We start from the raw sequence: 19,015 nt of genomic DNA, 5'->3' as shown, positions 1-19,015 counted from the left end.
CATTTTCCGTTCGGGGCCGTCGCCCGGCGGATGTGACCGGTCACCCACAGCCTGTGGACAACCAACTGGGGCCGAACCCGATAGCGTTAACATGACGAGAAATCGTCCGGTACCCAGAGCGGACTGGAACGGGAAGGCCACCCTCGCGTGAGTACAGTCCAACAGCCAGAACCCGGCGACCGCCCCGCGCGGCTCGCCGTCGGCGTCGTCGGCGCCGGCCGCGTCGGCCCCGCGCTGGCCGCGTCCCTGCAGCTCGCCGGGCACCGCCCGGTGGCCGTCTCCGGGGTCTCCGACACCTCCCGGCGGCGCGCCGAGGCGATGCTCCCCGGCATTCCGCTGGTACCCCCCGCCGAGGTCCTCCAGCGCGCCGACCTGGTCCTGCTGACCGTCCCCGACGACGCCCTGCCCGGCCTGGTCACCGGCCTCGCCGAGACCGGTGCCGTACGGCCGGGCCAGCTGCTCGTGCACACCTCCGGACGGTACGGCGCCAAGGTCCTGGACCCGGCCCTGCGCGCGGGTGCGCTGCCGCTGGCCCTGCACCCGGCGATGACGTTCACCGGGACGCCGGTGGACGTGCAGAGGCTGGCGGGCTGCTCGTTCGGGGTCACCGCGCCCGAGGAGCTGCGGCTGGCCGCCGAGGCGCTCGTCATCGAGATGGGCGGCGAGCCGGAGTGGATCTCCGAGGAGAACCGCCCGCTCTACCACGCGGCCCTCGCTCTCGGCGCCAACCACCTGGTCACCCTGGTCGCCCAGTCCATGGAGCTGCTGCGTACCGCCGGCGTCGAGGCCCCCGACCGGATGCTCGGCCCGCTGCTCGGCGCCGCCCTCGACAACGCCCTGCGCTCCGGTGACGCGGCACTGACCGGGCCGGTCATGCGCGGGGACGCGGGCACCGTCGCCGCGCACGTCACGGAGCTGCGCCGGCACGCCCCGCAGGCCGTCGACGGCTACCTGGCGATGGCCCGCGCGACGGCCGACCGGGCGCTCGCGCACGGCCTGCTGAAGCCGGAACTCGCCGAGGACCTCCTGGGCGTTCTCGCGAACGGCGCCGACGGCACCGACGGCACCAATGGCACCAACGGCACCGAGGGGAACGCCCGATGACGACCGCCCTGCTGAGCACCGCCGACGAACTGCACGCGCGCGTGCGCCGCGGCCGCCGCGCCGTCGTGATGACCATGGGCGCCCTGCACGAGGGCCACGCCACGCTGATCCGCACCGCGCGCGAGATCGCCGGCCCGGACGGCGAGGTCGTCGTCACGGTCTTCGTCAACCCGCTCCAGTTCGGCGCCGGAGAGGACCTCGACCGCTATCCGCGCACCCTGGAAGCCGACCTGAAGATCGCCGAGCAGGCGGGCGCGGACGCCGTGTTCGCCCCCTCCGTCGACGAGGTCTACCCGGGCGGGCAGCCCCAGGTCCGCGTCACCGCGGGCCCCATGGGCACCCTCCTGGAGGGCGCCTCCCGGCCCGGGCACTTCGACGGCGTCCTCACGGTCGTCGCCAAGCTGCTCCACCTCACCCGCCCCGACGTGGCCCTGTTCGGGCAGAAGGACGCTCAGCAGCTGGCCGTGATCCGGCGTATGGTGCGGGACCTCAACTTCGGCATCGAGATCGTCGGCGTACCGACCGTGCGCGAGGCCGACGGGCTCGCGCTGTCCAGCCGCAACCGCTATCTGTCGGCCGACGAGCGGCGCACCGCGCTCGCGTTGTCCCGCGCGCTGTTCGCCGGGGGCGACCGGCACGCGGCACAGGAGGCGCTGCGCGCGCGGGCCCGCGAGGTGCCGTCCACGCGGGCGCGCGCCGAGGCGCTCAGCGCCATAGGGGAGTCCCGTGCGGCCGCCGACGCGCACGCCGTCGCCAAGGCCGTGCCGAACGCGGCTGCCGCCGTCCGCGCGGCCGCGCGGACCGTCCTGGACGAGGCCGTCCACTACGACCCGCCGCTCGCGCTGGACTACCTCGTCCTGGTCGACCCCTCCGACTTCACCGAGATCGACGACGACTTCACCGGAGAAGCCGTCCTCGCCGTCGCCGCCCGGGTCGGGACGACCCGGCTGATCGACAACATCCCCCTCACCTTCGCCGCCACCGGAGCCGCCTCGTGACCAGCACAGGCATACGACTGCACGCGCCCGCCCCCGGGTGGTCCATCGCCGCCGACGTGGTGGTCGTCGGCTCCGGCGTGGCCGGGCTGACCGCCGCCCTGCGCTGCGAGGCCGCGGGACTGACCACGGTCGTCGTCACCAAGGCGCTCCTCGACGACGGCTCCACGCGCTGGGCGCAGGGCGGTGTCGCCGCGGCCCTGGGTGAGGGCGACACCCCCGAGCAGCACCTGGACGACACCCTGGTCGCGGGCGCGGGCCTGTGCGACGAGGACGCCGTCCGGATCCTCGTCACCGAGGGGCCGGACGCGGTGCGGCGGCTGATCTCGACCGGCGCCCACTTCGACACCGACGCCGACGGCGACATCGAGCTCACGCGCGAGGGCGGCCACCACCGGCGCCGGATCGCGCACGCGGGCGGCGACGCGACCGGCGCGGAGATCTCGCGCGCGCTGGTGGAAGCGGCTCGCGCGCGGGGCGTGCGGATGATCGAGAACGCGCTGGTGCTGGACCTGCTCACGGACGCCGAGGGGCGTACGGCGGGCGTGACCCTGCATGTGATGGGGGAGGGCCAGCACGACGGCGTGGGCGCCGTGCACGCCCCCGCGGTCGTCCTCGCGACCGGTGGCATGGGCCAGGTGTTCTCCGCGACCACCAACCCGTCGGTGTCCACCGGAGACGGCGTGGCGCTTGCGCTCCGCGCCGGCGCGGAGGTCTCCGACCTCGAGTTCGTCCAGTTCCACCCGACCGTGCTGTTCCTCGGCGCCGACGCGGAGGGACAGCAGCCGCTGGTCTCCGAGGCGGTGCGCGGCGAGGGAGCGCACCTGGTCGACGCCGACGGCGTGCGCTTCATGGTCGGGCAGCACGAGCTGGCCGAGCTCGCGCCCCGGGACATCGTCGCCAAGGGCATCATGCGGCGCATGCAGGAGCAGGACGCCGAGCACATGTTCCTGGACGCTCGGCACTTCGGCGCCGACATGTGGGAACACCGTTTCCCGACCATCCTGGCCGCCTGCCGGGCACACGGCATCGACCCGGTCACCGAGCCGATCCCGATAGCGCCGGCCGCCCACTACGCCTCCGGGGGCGTGCGCACCGACGCGCGCGGGCGCACCACCGTACGCGGGCTGTACGCGTGCGGCGAGGTCGCGTGCACCGGCGTGCACGGCGCGAACCGGCTCGCGTCCAACTCCCTCCTGGAGGGCCTGGTCTACGCCGAGCGGATCGTCGCCGACATCGTGGAACGGCACGCGGCGGACCGCCTGCACGCGCGCGTGCCCGAGCCGGTCCCACACCCCCAGAAGCCCGCGCACCCGCTGCAGGCCGCCGAGGCGCGGTTCGCGATCCAGCGGATCATGACCGAGGGCGCCGGCGTCCTGCGCTCCGACGAGTCCCTCACAAAAGCCGCCGAGCAGCTCCAGCGTCTGCACACCGAGGCCCGCGACGCCCTGGACGAGAATGGCAAGACCGCCGAGCCCGGCGTCGACACCTGGGAGGCCACCAACCTCCTGTGCGTCGCACGCGTGCTCGTCGAGGCGGCCAGGCGGCGCGAGGAGACCCGCGGCTGCCACTGGCGCGAGGACCACGCCGACCGCGACGACGCCACCTGGCGGCGGCACATCGTCGTACGGCTGAATCCGGACCGTTCGCTGGCCGTAGGCACCACCGACACCGCAGACTTCCCCCCTACCCGGCCGCACCAGCCATCCCAGGAGCAGTGACAGACGTGAGCACCAACGACCTTCCCCTCGCCGACGGCGGCGGCTGCGGCGACGGCTGTGCATGTGGCGCCGAGGGCGACGAGGAGTACCTGGAGTGCGGGCTCGACCCCGCGCTCGCCGAACTCCTCGCCGCCGCCGGACTCGACCCCATCGAGGTCGAGGACATCGCCAACGTGGCCGTCCAGGAGGACCTGGCGGGCGGCGTGGACGTGACGACCATCGCGACGATCCCCGAGGAGGCCGTGGCGACCGCCGACTTCGTCGCGCGTGAGGCGGGCGTCGTCGCGGGGCTCAGGGTCGCCGAAGCCGTGGTCTCCGTGGTCTGCACCGACGAGTTCGAGGTCGAACGGCACGTCGAGGACGGCGATCGGGTCGAGGCCGGGACGAAGCTGCTGTCGATCACCACGCGCACCCGCGACCTGCTCACCGCCGAGCGCAGCGCGCTGAACATCCTGTGCCGCCTGTCCGGCATCGCGACGGCCACGCGCGCGTGGGCGGACGCGCTGGAGGGCACGCAGGCACGCGTGCGTGACACCCGGAAGACCACCCCGGGGCTGCGTTCCCTGGAGAAGTTCGCCGTGCGCAGCGGCGGCGGCGTCAACCACCGGATGTCGCTCTCCGACGCGGCTCTGGTCAAGGACAACCACGTGGTCGCCGCCGGCGGTGTCGCCCAGGCCTTCAAGGCCGTGCGCGAGGCGTTCCCGGACCTGGCGATCGAGGTCGAGGTCGACACCCTCCACCAGCTGCGCGAGGTCGTCGACGCGGGCGCCGACCTGATCCTGCTGGACAACTTCACGCCCATGGAGTGCGAGGAGGCCGTCGCGATCGTCGCCGGTCGCGCGCTCCTGGAGGCGTCCGGGCGGCTCACGCTGGAGAACGCGCGGGCGTACGCCGACACGGGCGTGGACTTCCTGGCCGTCGGCGCCCTGACCCACTCCTCGCCGATCCTGGACATCGGCCTGGATCTGCGCGAGGCGGAGTGAACCCATGCTCCTCACGATCGACGTCGGCAACACACACACCGTCCTCGGCCTCTTCGACGGCGAGGACATCGTCGAGCACTGGCGCATCTCCACGGACGCCCGCCGTACGGCCGACGAACTGGCGGTGCTCCTCCAGGGCCTGATGGGCATGCACCCGCTCCTGGGTGACGAGCTCGGCGACGGCATCGACGGCATCGCGATCTGCGCGACCGTGCCGTCCGTGCTGCACGAGCTGCGCGAGGTGACGCGGCGCTACTACGGCGATGTCCCGGCGGTGCTGGTAGAGCCCGGCGTGAAGACCGGCGTGCCGATCCTGACCGACAACCCCAAGGAGGTCGGCGCGGACCGGATCATCAACGCGGTCGCCGCGGTCGAACTGTTCGGGGGGCCCGCGATCGTCGTCGACTTCGGTACGGCCACCACCTTCGACGCGGTGTCCGCGCGCGGGGAGTACGTCGGTGGTGTGATCGCGCCCGGTATCGAGATCTCCGTGGAGGCACTGGGCGTCAAGGGCGCGCAGCTGCGGAAGATCGAGGTGGCGCGGCCGCGGAGCGTGATCGGGAAGAACACGGTCGAGGCCATGCAGGCGGGCATCGTGTACGGCTTCGCCGGGCAGGTCGACGGGGTGGTCGGCCGGATGGCCCGGGAGCTGGCGGAGGATCCGGACGATGTGACGGTGATCGCGACGGGCGGGCTGGCGCCGATGGTGCTGGGGGAGTCCTCGGTGATCGACGAGCACGAGCCGTGGCTGACGCTGGTGGGGCTGCGGCTGGTGTACGAGCGGAACGTGTCACGGATGTAGGGCCGGGTGGGGGCGGGCCGGGGGACTGCGCCCCCGCCGCCCCTACCCGGCCCATCACCAGAGGGCCGCGCCCCCTTCGCCCCCCGCCGGGTCGGTCCCGTCCTGAGGGCTGCCGCCCCCGGACCCCCGCTTCGGCCCGAACGGCCTCGTCCTCGGACGCCGGACGGGCTGGATGTGGCTGAGCGCCGGCCATTGTTGTTCGTGGTCGCCGCCAGGTGGGTGGCCCTGTCGCGCCACACCTGCCCCCTATGTCGAGTTTGTCTGATTTACGCGTATCTTCGGTCCATGCCCACGCCATACGGATCCCGCGGCGGCATGGCGTTCGGTGCGGAGGAGCTGCGTGTGCTCCGCCGTGCTCTCGCCCTCGCCCTTCACCCCGGTCCCGCCTCCGCCGAGGACGTCAAGGACTGTCATCGGCTCGCCGAGTCGCTCGACGAGGCGATGTGCGAGGGGGCCCGGCTGCGTGCCTTCCTGGTGGCCGATCTCGCCCGGTACCGTGCCGCCCTGCCGGGTACCGTCGCCGGTTACCTCACCCTTCTGGAGGAGGCGCTGGGCGCCGGACACCGTCCGACCCCGGACGATCTCGCGGCGCTGCGGGCGCTGCGGGGCAACCCCGGCGCCGCCGCGCTGCTCGACCGGTGCCAGGATCTCGCCGAGCGCGATGTGCGGGCCCGCTTCGCACAGGGGGCCCGGAAGGTACCGGCGCCCGCCGTTCCGGCCTCCAGGGCCCGCCTGACGGCCCTGCCGGGCGGTGTGGCCAAGGAGCCGGAGAAGAAGCCGAAGGAGAAGCCCGCCGAGCGGCCCGCCCCGCAGCCGGCGGCCCCCGAGCCCGCCGCGCCCAAGCGCCCCATTCCGACCCCGGGGGAGGTCTTCCCCCGGCGCCGGCCCGCCCCACCGCCCGCCGCGCAGCCTCCGCAGCAGCTCGCCGCCGGCTGAGCCGGCCGAGAAGGCGCAGCTCGCGGACGTTGCGCGACGCTTCGCCCACCCCGCCCCTTTCGCCCGATCCCTGATGGCTACTCTGGACACATGGAATACGTCTCCGCGCTCCTGCCTCCGGTCGTCATGGCCGTCTTCTTCATCGGTCTGGTCCGGGTGATCGTGAAGACCCAGGGCGGGGCCGCCAAGGCCAAGGAGGACGCAGCCGTCGACGCCGCCCTCGAGCGCGCGGCCGGCGCCCGCCAGGCCGCAGCCGCCCCCAACGGCGACGCCTGACCGCGAAGAGCGCCGCCACGGGCGTACGACTTGCCGCACGGTCCTACCCGTGCTTTCCGAGTCGTACGCCCTTTTTGTTCGCCTTTGTTGGCGAAAGCGCACGTCCGGCACGCCATTGGCGGGATCTCCCACTATTGTTCTGAGCTGTGCCTCGCCCATTGGGAGAACTCGAAGACGCGGTCATGACGCGGGTGTGGAAGTGGAACCGCCCGGTGACCGTTCGAGAAGTCCTGGAAGACCTTCAGCAGGAACGGTCCATCGCGTACACCACGGTGATGACCGTTTTGGACAATCTCCATCAGAAGGGCTGGGTGCGGCGGGAGGCCGAAGGGCGCGCCTATCGATATGAGGCCGTCTCCACGAGGGCCGCCTACGCCGCCGCCCTGATGAACGACGCCTGGTCGCAGAGTGACAACCCGGCGGCCGCTCTCGTCGCCTTCTTCGGGATGATGAGCGACGAACAGCGGCAGGCCCTGCGGGACGCCGTACGCATCGTGCAGGGCCCCGATACCGCGGAACGGCACGAAGAACGCGAAGGCCGGGAAGCCCGCCAAGAGGAGAACCCCGGCTCCGTGGCGGACCACGGCGGGCGATAGCGTCCGCTCATGTCAGCGATGCGCCCCGAAGTCACCGCAAAAGCCATCACCGTCCGGCGGGCCCGGACCGGCGATGTCGCGGCCGTACGCCACCTCCTTGACGCGTACGTCCGTGACCGCATCCTGCTCGACAAAGCCATGGTGACCCTTTACGAGGACATCCAGGAGTTCTGGGTCGCCGAACGCGACGACAACGCCGAGGTGGTCGGCTGCGGTGCGCTGCACGTGATGTGGGAGGACCTCGCGGAAGTGCGCACTCTCGCGGTGAAGCCGGGTCTCAAGGGTGCCGGTGTCGGTCATCAGTTGCTGGAGAAGTTGCTGGAGACCGCACGTTGGCTTGGTGTTCGCCGCGTTTTCTGTCTGACCTTCGAAGTCGAGTTCTTCGGGAAGCACGGCTTCGTGGAGATCGGCGAGACGCCCGTCGACACCGATGTGTACGCGGAGCTGTTGCGCTCCTATGACGAGGGTGTCGCGGAGTTCCTCGGACTCGAACGAGTGAAACCGAACACCTTGGGCAACAGCCGGATGCTTCTGCATCTGTGATCGCCAAGGGGGTCGCTATTCCGGGCGTCCCGCCTTGCCCAGGTGCCCTATGTCCGAAACGCGTATGTTTCCGGACGGGAGCGGGCGCCTTGGTCTCTCCCAGGGGTTTGTGTTTTCCCCGCAAAAGCGGTTTGCTTTCCGACGTACTGCAGTACTGCATATAACAGGGGGCGGCGAAACGGCGGACGCCGCACACCCCCGGCCCTCAAGTTATCGATGAAAGGAAATCCGGTGGCACAGAAGGTTCAGGTCCTTCTTGTCGACGACCTCGACGGCGGCGAGGCGGACGAGACCGTGACGTTCGCGCTGGACGGCAAGACATACGAGATCGACCTCACGACCGCCAATGCGGACAAGCTGCGCGGCCTTCTCGACGCCTACGTCAAGGGCGGTCGTCGTACCGGTGGCCGTGCTTCGGGCGGACGCGGAAAGACCCGTGCGGCTTCCGGCGGCAGCCAGGACACCGCGCAGATTCGCGCGTGGGCCAAGGAGAACGGCTACGAGGTCAATGACCGCGGCCGTGTTCCGGCGACGATTCGCCAGGCCTACGAGGACGCCAACAGCTGACTGTTCTCCGACCCGCGGCCCGCGCGCCGCAGCCGGATGCGGTGGCACTCGGTGGCCACCGTGTCCAGCAGCCGTACGAGATCGGGGGCGCCTCCGACGCCCCCCATGGCCGACAGCGTCGGCAGCGAGGCCTCGACCTCGCACCCCGACTCGGGGGGCCGCAACCAGAGGGCGGCCCCCTGCACGGGTTCACCGCGGCCTTCCGCAGGGCCGGGAGGCAGCCGGACTCCGGTGGAAGCCGGCTCGGGCCGCGCCGGAGCGTCCATCCGGCCCCGATCGCCCAGCGCCCGCAGGTCCAGGGCCAGCGCGCCCCACTCCAGCCACTCCAGCAGCCCCGGCAGCTCCTCCGCGCCGCCCGTGGCCACCAGCAGCCGCATCCGGCCGCCCTGTAGGGCCACCGGAGAGCCCGGCCCAAGATGCCTGAGCGCCTTCGCGCCCGCCTCCGCAGGCACGTCCAGCACATCGAAACGCACGCCCGTGACCAGCCGCAACGGCTCTCCGGGCGGCGCGGGCACTGTTGCCCAGCCCAGATCGTTCTCGTACCAGTGCCGGAGTCGGGCCGCCCGCCCGTCCGGCGCCACGGCAGCACCGGAACCAGCACCGGAACCGGAACCGAGCGGACGACGGGGGTGAGGGACCGTGGGAGCAGTCGGAGGGACTGTGCCAGCCATGCCGAGTCCAACAGTCCCGACCCCACCCGAGTTACGCTGGGTGCGCGAGGGAATGCGCAGAGTGTCGCGCGGGGAGGTCCCGGGGGTCCGGAGGGACGCAAGGTTGTTCGCCCGTAGCGGAGGGACCGGGGGCCCACGGCATGGACTGTCAGTCCGAACGGGTAAGACATCCCTAGTGGGAGGGGGGCGACACGCATGCGAGGCCGTCTCACGTTCGCCATCGGCGTACTGAGGGAAGGGGTAACTGCCTGGCCTGCGGGAACATCGTCTCGCACCATCGGGTTGGAGCAGATGTCGGCGTTCGGGGTCAGGAGGCCATCGACGGTGTCGGCAGTTGGAATGAGCGGTCCCCGCTTGCGGGACTAAGCTGCGGAAGGACAGAGAGGGGAAGTTCCCCCCACTGCCTGACCGCTCTGAGGAGCGATTAACGATGTTCGAGAGGTTCACCGACCGCGCGCGGCGGGTTGTCGTCCTGGCTCAGGAAGAAGCCCGGATGCTCAACCACAACTACATCGGCACCGAGCACATCCTCCTGGGCCTGATCCACGAGGGTGAGGGTGTCGCCGCCAAGGCCCTTGAGAGCCTCGGGATTTCGCTCGAGGCGGTCCGCCAGCAGGTGGAGGAGATCATCGGCCAGGGCCAGCAGGCCCCGTCCGGGCACATCCCCTTCACCCCCCGTGCCAAGAAGGTCCTGGAGCTGTCGCTCCGCGAGGCTCTTCAGCTGGGCCACAACTACATCGGCACGGAGCACATCCTGCTCGGCCTGATCCGTGAGGGCGAGGGCGTCGCCGCCCAGGTCCTGGTCAAGCTGGGCGCTGATCTCAACCGGGTGCGGCAGCAGGTCATCCAGCTGCTCTCCGGTTACCAGGGCAAGGAGACCGCCACCGCCGGCGGCCCTGCCGAGGGCACCCCCTCGACGTCCCTGGTCCTCGACCAGTTCGGCCGGAACCTCACCCAGGCCGCTCGTGAGTCCAAGCTCGACCCGGTCATCGGGCGCGAGAAGGAGATCGAGCGGGTCATGCAGGTGCTGTCCCGCCGTACCAAGAACAACCCGGTCCTGATCGGTGAGCCCGGCGTCGGCAAGACCGCCGTCGTCGAGGGCCTCGCCCAGGCCATCGTCAAGGGCGAGGTGCCCGAGACCCTCAAGGACAAGCACCTCTACACCCTGGACCTCGGCGCCCTGGTCGCCGGCTCCCGCTACCGCGGTGACTTCGAGGAGCGCCTGAAGAAGGTGCTCAAGGAGATCCGCACCCGCGGCGACATCATCCTGTTCATCGACGAGCTGCACACGCTGGTCGGTGCGGGTGCCGCCGAGGGCGCCATCGACGCCGCTTCGATCCTGAAGCCGATGCTGGCCCGCGGTGAGCTGCAGACCATCGGTGCCACCACCCTGGACGAGTACCGCAAGCACCTGGAGAAGGACGCGGCCCTGGAGCGCCGTTTCCAGCCCATCCAGGTCGCCGAGCCGTCCCTGCCGCACACGATCGAGATCCTCAAGGGTCTGCGTGACCGGTACGAGGCCCACCACCGGGTCTCCATCACGGACGAGGCACTGGTCCAGGCCGCCACCCTGGCCGACCGCTACATCTCCGACCGCTTCCTGCCGGACAAGGCGATCGACCTGATCGACGAGGCCGGTTCCCGGATGCGCATCCGCCGGATGACCGCTCCGCCGGACCTGCGCGAGTTCGACGAGAAGATCGCCGCCGTGCGCCGGGACAAGGAGTCCGCGATCGACTCGCAGGACTTCGAGAAGGCCGCCTCCCTCCGCGACAAGGAGAAGCAGCTCCTGGCCGCGAAGGCCAAGCGGGAGAAGGAGTGGAAGGCCGGCGACATGGACGTCGTCGCCGAGGTCGACGGCGAGCTGATCGCCGAGGTCCTCGCCACGGCCACCGGCATCCCGGTCTTCAAGCTCACCGAGGAGGAGTCCAGCCGACTGCTCCGCATGGAGGACGAGCTCCACAAGCGGGTCATCGGCCAGGTCGACGCCGTCAAGGCGCTGTCGAAGGCGATCCGCCGTACGCGTGCCGGTCTGAAGGACCCGAAGCGCCCCGGTGGTTCGTTCATCTTCGCCGGCCCGTCCGGTGTCGGTAAGACCGAGCTGTCCAAGGCCCTCGCCGAGTTCCTCTTCGGCGACGAGGACGCGCTGATCTCCCTCGACATGTCGGAGTTCAGCGAGAAGCACACGGTCTCCCGTCTCTTCGGTTCGCCCCCCGGCTACGTGGGCTACGAAGAGGGCGGCCAGCTGACCGAGAAGGTCCGCCGCAAGCCGTTCTCCGTCGTCCTGTTCGACGAGGTGGAGAAGGCCCACCCGGACATCTTCAACTCGCTGCTGCAGATCCTGGAGGACGGTCGGCTGACCGACTCCCAGGGCCGGGTCGTGGACTTCAAGAACACGGTCATCATCATGACGACCAACCTCGGCACCCGGGACATCTCCAAGGGCTTCAACCTGGGCTTCGCGGCCTCGGGTGACTCGAAGACCAACTACGAGCGCATGAAGAACAAGGTCCAGGACGAGCTCAAGCAGCACTTCCGGCCCGAGTTCCTCAACCGCGTCGACGACGTGGTCGTCTTCCCGCAGCTGACGCAGGAGGACATCCTGCGGATCGTCGACCTGATGATCGGCAAGGTGGACGAGCGCCTGAAGGACCGGGACATGGGCATCGAGCTCTCCCAGTCCGCCAAGGAGCTGCTGTCCAAGAAGGGTTACGACCCGGTGCTGGGCGCGCGTCCGCTGCGTCGCACGATCCAGCGCGAGGTCGAGGACACGCTCTCGGAGAAGATCCTCTTCGGCGAGCTGCGCCCCGGTCACATCGTGGTCGTCGACACGGAGGGCGAGGGCGACTCCGCGACCTTCACCTTCCGCGGCGAGGAGAAGTCGGCACTCCCCGACGTCCCGCCGATCGAGCAGGCGGCCGGCGGTGCCGGGCCGAACCTGAGCAAGGAGGCGTAAGCCTCACGGCCGAGAGGCCGAAAGCCCCATGAGGAAGGGGCCGGTGCTTTCCAGCACCGGCCCCTTTCCCGTGTCCGGAAGCCGGCCCATCCCGTGTCCGGAAGTCGGGCCCGTCCCCGTGTCCGGAAGTCGGGCCCGGGTACGGAAGTCGGGCCCGGGTCTGGAAGTCAGCGGCGCCTCGGCCGTCTCCAGGTCCATCTCGATGCGGCCGCTCAGCACCAGCGCGTAGGCGAGGCGTTGCAGGAGTTCCAGCTGGGTCTCCTCGCCCAGTTCCACCTCGTCCACGGACCCCATGCCCCGCTCCCGGTCGCGGCGGGCCAGCAGCATCGTGAGGGCGGCCTCGTACAACTCCTTGCGGCCGGTGGGGAGATAGCCGCGCCGCTCCCGGTGCAGGGCGCAGATCAGCCCGCACATCAGGGGGTTGGTGGCGAGCCGGGCGAGGTCGCGTTTGGTGCGGAGGGAGTCGAGGAGCGGGCCCTCGAACTCCGGGGCCCGGGCCGCCGTGTGCCAGCGGCGGACGAAGGTCGCCACGTCGGTGCGGCGCATGGGGGCCAGGGTCAGTTCGCGGAAGCCCTCCGCGGCGAGCCAGTCGGGGCGGACCGCGGAGGGGCGTGAGGTCAGGAGCCAGCGGTTGCCCGGGAAGGCGTGGATGAGGGAGAGCAGCCAGGCGCGGGTGCCGTGGCGGTCGGCGTCGGGGATCTCGTCCAGGCCGTCGACGAGGACCAGGCCGCGGCCCGCCGCCAGGACGCGTTCCGCCCAGCCCTGGGGGGCGGACAGCGGGCAGCTCACCGCGGTCAGGAAGGCCTCGGGGGCGGGGAGGGCGCCGCCGCGGATCAGGGTGCGCAACGGCAGGACGTACGGGATGCGCGCGCCCTCCTGCGCGGCCGTCACCGCGAGCCACTGCACCAGCGTCGTCTTGCCCGAACCCGCGTCGCCGCGCAGCAGGACGCGGTCGTGGGCGTGGAGGGCCTCCTCGGCGGGCAGCCGGAGGGTGGCGGGGGCCGGGCCGGAGCCGTCCCCGGGGAGGGAACGCTCCTCGTCGGCGGTGGCCTCCAGGCTCAGATAGGCGACTTCGAGCGGCCAGTGGTCGGGGGAGTCCCGCAGATCGATGCCGTAGATGGTGAGGTGGTTGTGGTGCTGGGCGACGTACGAGCGGTAGCGGCGCTCGAACCCCGTGTCACGTGCGTCGGGGCGCGGTGCACGGGCGAGCAACGCGTCGATCTTGGCGATCAGTTCGGCCTGGGAACGGGTCTGTTCCACCAGGGTGCGGGCCACAAAGGTGGAGCGGCGGGTGAAGAACTCCAGGATCTGCAGGCAGGCCCATTCCGTCGCGGAGTCGAGGAAGTGGCGGGCGTCGGGGGAAAGGCCGTCGGGCGCGGCTGCCGCGTGCGCCAGCTTCGCGGCCAGTTCGCGGTGGCCCAGCCGTACGGCCTGGACGTCGTCCATGTCCAGATCGCCGAGGGCGAGCAGTCTGCGGGCCAGCGCGTCGGCCACGGCGATCTGTTCCCCGGCCCGGAAGGGCGGCTCACCCGGTGAGTCGACCGCCTGCCGGACCAGGTGCTCGGCGAGCTTGTGCACGTCCTTCTCGACCAGCGCACGTTTCTCGCCGCGGAAGGACACCAGGCTCCTCAGCCGTACCGGCCTGTCCACCAGCCCCGCGCCCGGCCCGTCCGCCACGAAGAGCCTCTTCAGCAGCGGGCCCATCAGGCTCGACGCCAGCTTGCCACCCAGTACCGCCGGCTCCATCCGCCCACCCCCGTGATTCCTGCGAACGGATGGAGCCTAGCGGTGAGTTACGACAGCTGGCCGTTGTAGTCCGGCAGCTTGAACGTCTTGTCGGCGTGGCCGCCCGAGAGGTCGGAGGCGCTGTTGCCGATGTTCGCGATGATGTCGTAGCCCTTGTTCTCGATGTCGACACGCTGGGCGGTCTTGTAGGCGGCGACGTCCTTGAAGAGGTCGAGGAAGCCGCGGACGTACAAGCCGGAGACCTGGTAGCCGTCGTACTCGAGGTTGTACTCGGTGGGCAGGTAGATGATCCCGGGGCGGGCCGTCACGAAGAACAGGGAGACGCCGTGCTCCTGGGCGTACCTGGCCACGTTCAGCACCGGCTTGTTGGCCGGCTGCGGGTAGCTGAAGCCGAAGTCGGTCTCCAGCGTGGTGTTGTCGATGTCGAAGACGATCGCCTGCTTCTCGCCCGGCTTCGCGGCGGCGATCCGGCTCTTCAGGTAGGGCAGGGCCTGGTCCATCACGGACTGGCAGTCCTGCTGCCAGGTGGCGTAGTCGACCGTGGTGGAGCTGCTCTCCGTCGCGGCCTGGGCCGGCGCGGCCGCCCCGGCGAGCGCGGCCAGGGAGACGACGGTGACGGATATGCGGCGGGTCCAGGTGCCTGTGGTCATCGGTGGGGGTGTCCTCTCGCGTCCATGGCTATGTCAGGGGCATGGTGAGTGGGGCAGATGGCGCGAGGGGAACCGTAGGGTTACCGGCGGGTAGGTGGCCAGAGGTGTGCAGCATGTTTCGGTGGGCGCGGATCGCGTGGGCCGGTGACATACCGCACGGACGAAATGTCCGTTACTAACGGGGATAGTGCGACCTGCTGCCTGAGTGAAAGGGGACTTTTCCTCCGAAGGTCCCTGAGGCTCGGACTGCAGTGCCGGTGCTGGGTCGGGTTTGTCCGGTCATGGGTGCTCTGTCAAAAAAGAGTCAAGTTTCCGCCTGGATACTAGGAGGCGTCGTAGACCGGGGGGTTTGGGTGATTCCTGGTGTTCGGGTTACCAAGGGATGACCCGTTCGGCGGCTGCCGGTGTGAGCCGGTGCCGGGCGGGAGTCCCTGTTGCCTATCCCATGAGGTTCCGATGTCCCTGCGCGCCGCTTTCCGTGCCCCCCGTACGTCCTCGCTCCGCAACCGGGCCGCCGTTCTGGCCGCCGGTGTCGGGGTCGCGGCCGTGGTGGGGTCGGGGGTCGCGTCGGCCACCACCTCCAGTGCCGCCGCCTGGGTCGACCCGGTGAAGAAGTACACCCTCTCCGCGACCTTCAACCAGGCCGGCGGCATGTGGGCCGCCAAGCACAGCGGCCAGGACTTCGCGGTGCCGAGCGGCACCGACGTCGTCGCCGCGCACGACGGCACCGTCGTCAAGGCCGGCGGCAACGGCGCCGGTGACGGTCCCGCGTACGGCAACGCCATCGTCATCAAGCACGCGAGCGGCCAGTACTCGCAGTACGCGCATCTCTCGCGCGTCGACGTCAGGATCGGGCAGACCGTGAAGACCGGTCAGCACATCGGCCGGTCCGGCAACACCGGCAACTCCACCGGGCCGCACCTGCACTTCGAGATCCGTACGACCCCGAACTACGGCTCCGCCGTCGACCCGGTCGCCTTCCTGCGCGCCAAGGGCCTCAAGGTCTGACCCGAAGTCCGGCCGCCGTCCGACCGGAGTCCGGCCGGACTAGCGGGCGTCGGAAGAACCCCTGTGGGCCTGGGTCACCAGGTCCACCGCGACCTCCAGAGCGGCCTCGCGCTTCTTCTGGGGGTCGCCTTCGATGTCCTGCATGATGAACATCCCGGCGTGCAGCGTGAAGATCGCGCTGACGCAGCGGACCTGGTCGGTCAGGGGTGCGTCCGGGTCCATGAGGATGTTCCGCAGACCGCGCATCCGGTCCTTGAAGGTGTCGCCGATCCTCAGTTCCCGGACCGTCGCCTGGTTCTCCTGCATGAAGCGGAACAGCGGTTCGGCCTCGGCGAGCGCCTGGCTGTAGCGCCGTACGATCTCCTGCTTGGTCTCCAGGGTGTGCGGCTGGCCCTTGCCCCACTCGATGAGGTCCTGGATCGGCTGTGTCAGGTCCTCGAAGACGCTGACCAGGATCTCTTCCTTGGTCTTGAAGTGGTAGTACAGGGCGGCCTTGGTCACGTCGAGGCGCTCGGCGATCTCCCGCAGGGAGGTCTTCTCGTAGCCCTGCTCGGCGAAGAGTTCGAGGGCCACGTCCTGGATGCGCTGGCGGGTGTTCCCGCGACGCTGCTGCTTGGTGCCGTCCATGGTGACGCCCATCCTCTTACTCCTCGCACTCCCGCGAAAACTCGCCTGCCGGCCGGCAGGCGGACCCGGACGCCCGGCCCCGTAACTTACTTGACGCCCGGCTAGTGACAGGTCTACCTTCCTAGTGTAACGAACTAGCCGGGCGGCAAGTAAGTAGCTGTCGCCAGGGGGAGTGGGAGAGATGGCGGACACCCAGGCGGCCGGCACCGGCCAGGAGCAGCCACAGGACACGGCGGACCAGCCGGAGAAACAGCCCAAGAGCGTACGGGTCGTGCTGCTGGCCCTCATGATCGCGATGATGCTCGCCATGCTCGACAACATGATCGTGGGCACCGCGATGCCGACGATCGTGGGCGAGCTGGGCGGCCTCGAACACCTGTCGTGGGTCGTGACCGGCTACACCCTGGCGACCGCCGCGTCGACTCCGCTCTGGGGCAAGATCGGCGACATGTACGGGCGCAAGGGCGCCTTCATGACCTCCATAGTCATCTTCCTGATCGGCTCCGCGCTCAGCGGCATGGCCCAGAACATGGGCGAGCTGATCGGGTTCCGGGCCGTTCAGGGGCTCGGCGCCGGTGGTCTGATGGTCGGCGTCATGGCGATCATCGGTGACCTGATCCCGCCCCGTGAGCGCGGCAAGTACCAGGGCATGATGGCCGGCGTCATGGCGCTCGCGATGATCGGCGGCCCGCTGGTCGGCGGCACCATCACCGACAACTGGGGCTGGCGCTGGGCCTTCTACATCAACCTGCCGCTCGGCGTCGTCGCGCTGATCGCCATCAGCGCCGTACTGCACCTGCCGAAGAAGCGGAACAAGGCCCGTATCGACTACCTCGGCGCCGGCCTGCTGACCCTCGGCATCACCTCGATCGTGCTGGTCACCACCTGGGGCGGTTCCGAGTACGCCTGGACGTCCGCGCGGATCATGGAACTGATCGCCATCGGTGTCGCCGCCCTCGTCGGGTTCGTCTTCTGGCAGACCAAGGCCGCCGAGCCGGTCCTGCCGCTGCACATCTTCCGCAGCCGCAACTTCACCCTGATGTCGATCATCGGCTTCATCGTGGGCTTCGTGATGTTCGGCGCCACGCTGTTCCTGCCGCTGTACCAGCAGTCCGTGCAGGGTGCGTCCGCGACCAACTCCGGTCTGCTGCTCCTTCCGATGCTCGGCGCGATGCTGGTGACCTCGATGGTCGCCGGGCGGGTCACCACCAACAGCGGCCGCTACAAGGTCTTCCCGATCGCCGGCGGTGTGCTGCTGGCCGTCGGGATGTACCTGCTGTCCACCATGGACACGGACACCTCCCGCCTCACCTCCGGCGTGTTCATGGCCGTCGTCGGACTCGGTATGGGCTGCCTGATGCAGATCACCATGCTGGTCGCGCAGAACAGCGTGGAGATGAAGGACATGGGCGTCGCGTCCTCCTCGACCACCCTGTTCCGTACCCTCGGCTCCTCCTTCGGTGTCGCCATCATGGGCGCGATCTTCAACAACCGGGTCAAGGACGTCATGGCCGAGCGGGCCGGTTCGATCGGCTCCAAGATCACCGAGCAGTCGGCGCAGCTGGACGCGAAGAGCCTGGCGAAGCTGCCGGCGGTGGCCCGCGAGGCTTACCAGCACGCGGTGTCGGCCGGCACGCACTCGGCGTTCCTGCTCGGCGCCGGGATCGCCGTGGCGGTGCTGGTCGCGGCGGTGTTCGTCAAGGAGGTCCCGCTGAAGGGCGGGGCCCAGAAGGCGGGCTCCGACGAGGCGGCGCCGATGCCGATGGTCGAGGCCGTCTGAGAAACGAGCCAGGAGCGGGTGGTTCCGGGGACCGCATCCCCGGAACCACCCGCTTTCGGTTGTCCCGCCGTTGTCCCGCGGCCGCGCTGCGGCGGCCGGCGTTGTCAGTGCCGCGTGTCACCATCGGCCTCATGGACAAACTGCGTCAGCTACGGCGTGCCAAGGACGCCATGGACCGGGACTGGGCCGACCCGGGCCTGGACCTCGACGCGGTCGCCGCGCACGCCGGGTACTCGCGGTATCACTTCCTCCGCGCCTTCAAGGAGGCGTACGGCGAGACGCCCGGCCAGTATCTGACGCACCGCAGGATCGAGCGGGCGGAGGAGCTGCTCCGGAGCGCGGACCTCACCGTCACCGAGATCTGCCACCTGGTCGGCTTCAGCAGCCTCGGCACCTTCTCGGCGAAGTTCAAGAGCCGTACGGGGCTCAGCCCCACCGAGTACCGGACCGCGCACGTCGGCCGCGGCGCCTCCCTCATCCCCGGCTGCTACGCCCTGCTCTGGGCCGGCGGCTTCCCCGGCAGGAGCGCAACTTCCGAGAAGCGCGGCCCGGACCAGCCTGCCTACCGTGGCGGACAGGAACAGCCACCTTCCGTCCGGAGAAGCAGGAGAGCAGAGCCATGATCCAGGGCCTGGCCATCACCACCGTGTGGACCTTCGACCAGCAGCGCACCAAGGCCTTCTTCACCGAGAAACTCGGCTTCGAGGTGCGCGACGACATCGCGATGGGGGACATGCGCTGGGTCACCGTCGGTGCCAAGGGCCAGCCGGACGTCCGGCTCACCCTGATGCGCCTGGACGGACCCGGCCTCGACCCCGAGTCCGCGGAGGCGCTGCGCAAGCTGGTCGCCAAGGGGGTGATGGGCGCGGGGGCGTTCCGCACCGACGACTGCCGGGGGGGGACTACGAGACCTTCAGCGCCCGGGGCGTCGAGTTCGTCCAGGAGCCCAAGGAACGGCCGTACGGCATCGAGGCGATCTTCCGCGACGACAACGGCAACTGGTACTCGCTGACCCAGCGCAGCGAGGAGCTCGACTTCTCCAAGGAGTTCTGAG

The 19,015-nt window shown here is 70.2% G+C and carries 17 protein-coding genes and 2 pseudogenes; 15 read left to right on the top strand and 4 right to left on the bottom strand.

What is annotated here, in order from left to right; translation table 11 throughout:
- Positions 1-147: 147 nt before the first annotated feature.
- The 10 genes from EDD90_RS24710 to EDD90_RS24665 all read left to right on the top strand — a co-directional run bounded on the left by EDD90_RS24710 (position 148) and on the right by EDD90_RS24665 (position 8,523).
- Entirely contained in the window at positions 148-1,104 is a 957-nt protein-coding gene (locus EDD90_RS24710; RefSeq protein WP_123975239.1) for a Rossmann-like and DUF2520 domain-containing protein, read from the top strand.
- On the top strand, positions 1,101-2,102 hold the full coding sequence (gene panC, locus EDD90_RS24705) for a pantoate--beta-alanine ligase (RefSeq protein WP_123975238.1): 1,002 nt from the start codon (positions 1,101-1,103) through the stop codon (positions 2,100-2,102). The genes EDD90_RS24710 and panC overlap by 4 nt, the downstream gene beginning before the upstream one ends.
- The gene (locus EDD90_RS24700; protein ID WP_123975237.1) at positions 2,099-3,820 is read left to right on the top strand and encodes an L-aspartate oxidase; all 1,722 of its coding nucleotides are present in this window, start codon (positions 2,099-2,101) and stop codon (positions 3,818-3,820) included. Before panC ends, EDD90_RS24700 begins: the two co-directional genes overlap by 4 nt.
- A 5-nt stretch (positions 3,821-3,825) precedes the next feature.
- Positions 3,826-4,803, top strand: a complete 978-nt coding sequence (nadC, locus tag EDD90_RS24695; protein ID WP_123975236.1) for a carboxylating nicotinate-nucleotide diphosphorylase — start codon at positions 3,826-3,828, stop codon at positions 4,801-4,803.
- 4 nt (positions 4,804-4,807) lie between these two features.
- Complete coding sequence (locus EDD90_RS24690) at positions 4,808-5,605, top strand: type III pantothenate kinase (RefSeq protein WP_123975235.1); 798 nt, start codon at positions 4,808-4,810, stop codon at positions 5,603-5,605.
- Between the two features lie 315 nt (positions 5,606-5,920).
- A complete protein-coding gene (locus tag EDD90_RS24685) occupies positions 5,921-6,541 on the top strand; it encodes a hypothetical protein (RefSeq protein WP_123981580.1) in 621 nt (206 codons plus the stop codon).
- 90 nt (positions 6,542-6,631) lie between these two features.
- Entirely contained in the window at positions 6,632-6,817 is a 186-nt protein-coding gene (locus tag EDD90_RS24680; protein ID WP_123975234.1) for a hypothetical protein, read from the top strand.
- Between the two features lie 182 nt (positions 6,818-6,999).
- Positions 7,000-7,413, top strand: a complete 414-nt coding sequence (locus EDD90_RS24675) for a BlaI/MecI/CopY family transcriptional regulator (protein ID WP_123975233.1) — start codon at positions 7,000-7,002, stop codon at positions 7,411-7,413.
- 9 nt (positions 7,414-7,422) lie between these two features.
- Positions 7,423-7,956 carry an amino-acid N-acetyltransferase gene (locus EDD90_RS24670; RefSeq protein ID WP_123975232.1) on the top strand — a complete coding sequence of 178 codons (534 nt, stop codon included), beginning with the start codon at positions 7,423-7,425 and terminating at the stop codon, positions 7,954-7,956.
- Positions 7,957-8,187: 231 nt separating this feature from the next.
- On the top strand, positions 8,188-8,523 hold the full coding sequence (locus EDD90_RS24665; RefSeq protein ID WP_123975231.1) for an Lsr2 family protein: 336 nt from the start codon (positions 8,188-8,190) through the stop codon (positions 8,521-8,523).
- On the opposite strand, the gene EDD90_RS24660 is transcribed toward EDD90_RS24665, so the two are convergent.
- Positions 8,502-9,194 (bottom strand): SCO3374 family protein, encoded by a 693-nt coding sequence (locus EDD90_RS24660; RefSeq protein WP_123975230.1) that lies wholly within the window; start codon positions 9,192-9,194, stop codon positions 8,502-8,504. The genes EDD90_RS24665 and EDD90_RS24660 overlap by 22 nt on opposite strands.
- Before the next feature lie 430 nt (positions 9,195-9,624).
- On the opposite strand from EDD90_RS24660, the gene EDD90_RS24650 reads away from it, so the two are divergent.
- Complete coding sequence (locus EDD90_RS24650; protein ID WP_123975229.1) at positions 9,625-12,150, top strand: ATP-dependent Clp protease ATP-binding subunit; 2,526 nt, start codon at positions 9,625-9,627, stop codon at positions 12,148-12,150.
- Positions 12,151-12,323: 173 nt separating this feature from the next.
- Here EDD90_RS24650 and EDD90_RS24645 read toward each other — a convergent pair.
- Together EDD90_RS24645 and EDD90_RS24640 are read right to left on the bottom strand one after the other, a co-directional pair.
- A pseudogene (locus tag EDD90_RS24645) lies at positions 12,324-13,896 on the bottom strand (NACHT domain-containing protein); the annotation flags it as partial.
- Positions 13,897-13,943: 47 nt separating this feature from the next.
- Positions 13,944-14,546 (bottom strand): HAD family acid phosphatase, encoded by a 603-nt coding sequence (locus EDD90_RS24640; RefSeq protein ID WP_123975228.1) that lies wholly within the window; start codon positions 14,544-14,546, stop codon positions 13,944-13,946.
- A 456-nt stretch (positions 14,547-15,002) separates the two neighbouring features.
- Between EDD90_RS24640 and EDD90_RS24635 the strand changes: the two genes are divergently transcribed.
- Entirely contained in the window at positions 15,003-15,554 is a 552-nt protein-coding gene (locus EDD90_RS24635; protein WP_123975227.1) for a M23 family metallopeptidase, read from the top strand.
- A gap of 39 nt (positions 15,555-15,593) precedes the next feature.
- Here the strand turns inward: EDD90_RS24635 and EDD90_RS24630 are convergent, their stop codons facing one another.
- Positions 15,594-16,193 (bottom strand): TetR/AcrR family transcriptional regulator, encoded by a 600-nt coding sequence (locus EDD90_RS24630; RefSeq protein WP_123975226.1) that lies wholly within the window; start codon positions 16,191-16,193, stop codon positions 15,594-15,596.
- A gap of 169 nt (positions 16,194-16,362) precedes the next feature.
- On the opposite strand from EDD90_RS24630, the gene EDD90_RS24625 reads away from it, so the two are divergent.
- The 3 genes and pseudogenes from EDD90_RS24625 to EDD90_RS24615 all read left to right on the top strand — a co-directional run bounded on the left by EDD90_RS24625 (position 16,363) and on the right by EDD90_RS24615 (position 19,014).
- Positions 16,363-17,961, top strand: coding sequence for an MDR family MFS transporter (locus tag EDD90_RS24625; protein WP_123975225.1), 1,599 nt, complete (start codon positions 16,363-16,365; stop codon positions 17,959-17,961).
- 131 nt (positions 17,962-18,092) lie between these two features.
- On the top strand, positions 18,093-18,584 hold the full coding sequence (locus EDD90_RS24620) for a helix-turn-helix transcriptional regulator (protein WP_123975224.1): 492 nt from the start codon (positions 18,093-18,095) through the stop codon (positions 18,582-18,584).
- Positions 18,581-19,014, top strand: a pseudogene (locus EDD90_RS24615) (VOC family protein). Before EDD90_RS24620 ends, EDD90_RS24615 begins: the two are co-directional and overlap by 4 nt.
- Position 19,015 lies beyond the last annotated feature (1 nt).

Source organism: Streptomyces sp. Ag109_O5-1 (assembly GCF_003814875.1).
Taxonomy (GTDB): Bacteria; Actinomycetota; Actinomycetes; order Streptomycetales; family Streptomycetaceae; genus Streptomyces; species Streptomyces sasae.
Note: the sequence above shows the minus strand (reverse complement) of the source record. Positions and strands in the feature narration are given on the sequence as shown.

Excerpts from the sequence above, each read along its gene's own strand:
- EDD90_RS24620 (WP_123975224.1), top strand. The coding sequence starts at position 18,093 with ATGGACAAACTGCGTCAGCTACGGCGTGCCAAGGACGCCATGGACCGG.
- EDD90_RS24675 (WP_123975233.1), top strand. The coding sequence starts at position 7,000 with ATGACGCGGGTGTGGAAGTGGAACCGCCCGGTGACCGTTCGAGAAGTC.
- EDD90_RS24670 (WP_123975232.1), top strand. The coding sequence starts at position 7,423 with ATGTCAGCGATGCGCCCCGAAGTCACCGCAAAAGCCATCACCGTCCGG.
- panC (WP_123975238.1), top strand. The coding sequence starts at position 1,101 with ATGACGACCGCCCTGCTGAGCACCGCCGACGAACTGCACGCGCGCGTG.
- EDD90_RS24685 (WP_123981580.1), top strand. The coding sequence starts at position 5,921 with ATGGCGTTCGGTGCGGAGGAGCTGCGTGTGCTCCGCCGTGCTCTCGCC.
- EDD90_RS24635 (WP_123975227.1), top strand. The coding sequence starts at position 15,003 with ATGTCCCTGCGCGCCGCTTTCCGTGCCCCCCGTACGTCCTCGCTCCGC.
- EDD90_RS24640 (WP_123975228.1), bottom strand. The coding sequence starts at position 14,546 with ATGACCACAGGCACCTGGACCCGCCGCATATCCGTCACCGTCGTCTCC.
- EDD90_RS24690 (WP_123975235.1), top strand. The coding sequence starts at position 4,808 with ATGCTCCTCACGATCGACGTCGGCAACACACACACCGTCCTCGGCCTC.
- EDD90_RS24660 (WP_123975230.1), bottom strand. The coding sequence starts at position 9,194 with ATGGCTGGCACAGTCCCTCCGACTGCTCCCACGGTCCCTCACCCCCGT.
- EDD90_RS24625 (WP_123975225.1), top strand. The coding sequence starts at position 16,363 with ATGGCGGACACCCAGGCGGCCGGCACCGGCCAGGAGCAGCCACAGGAC.
- EDD90_RS24650 (WP_123975229.1), top strand. The coding sequence starts at position 9,625 with ATGTTCGAGAGGTTCACCGACCGCGCGCGGCGGGTTGTCGTCCTGGCT.
- EDD90_RS24680 (WP_123975234.1), top strand. The coding sequence starts at position 6,632 with ATGGAATACGTCTCCGCGCTCCTGCCTCCGGTCGTCATGGCCGTCTTC.
- EDD90_RS24630 (WP_123975226.1), bottom strand. The coding sequence starts at position 16,193 with ATGGGCGTCACCATGGACGGCACCAAGCAGCAGCGTCGCGGGAACACC.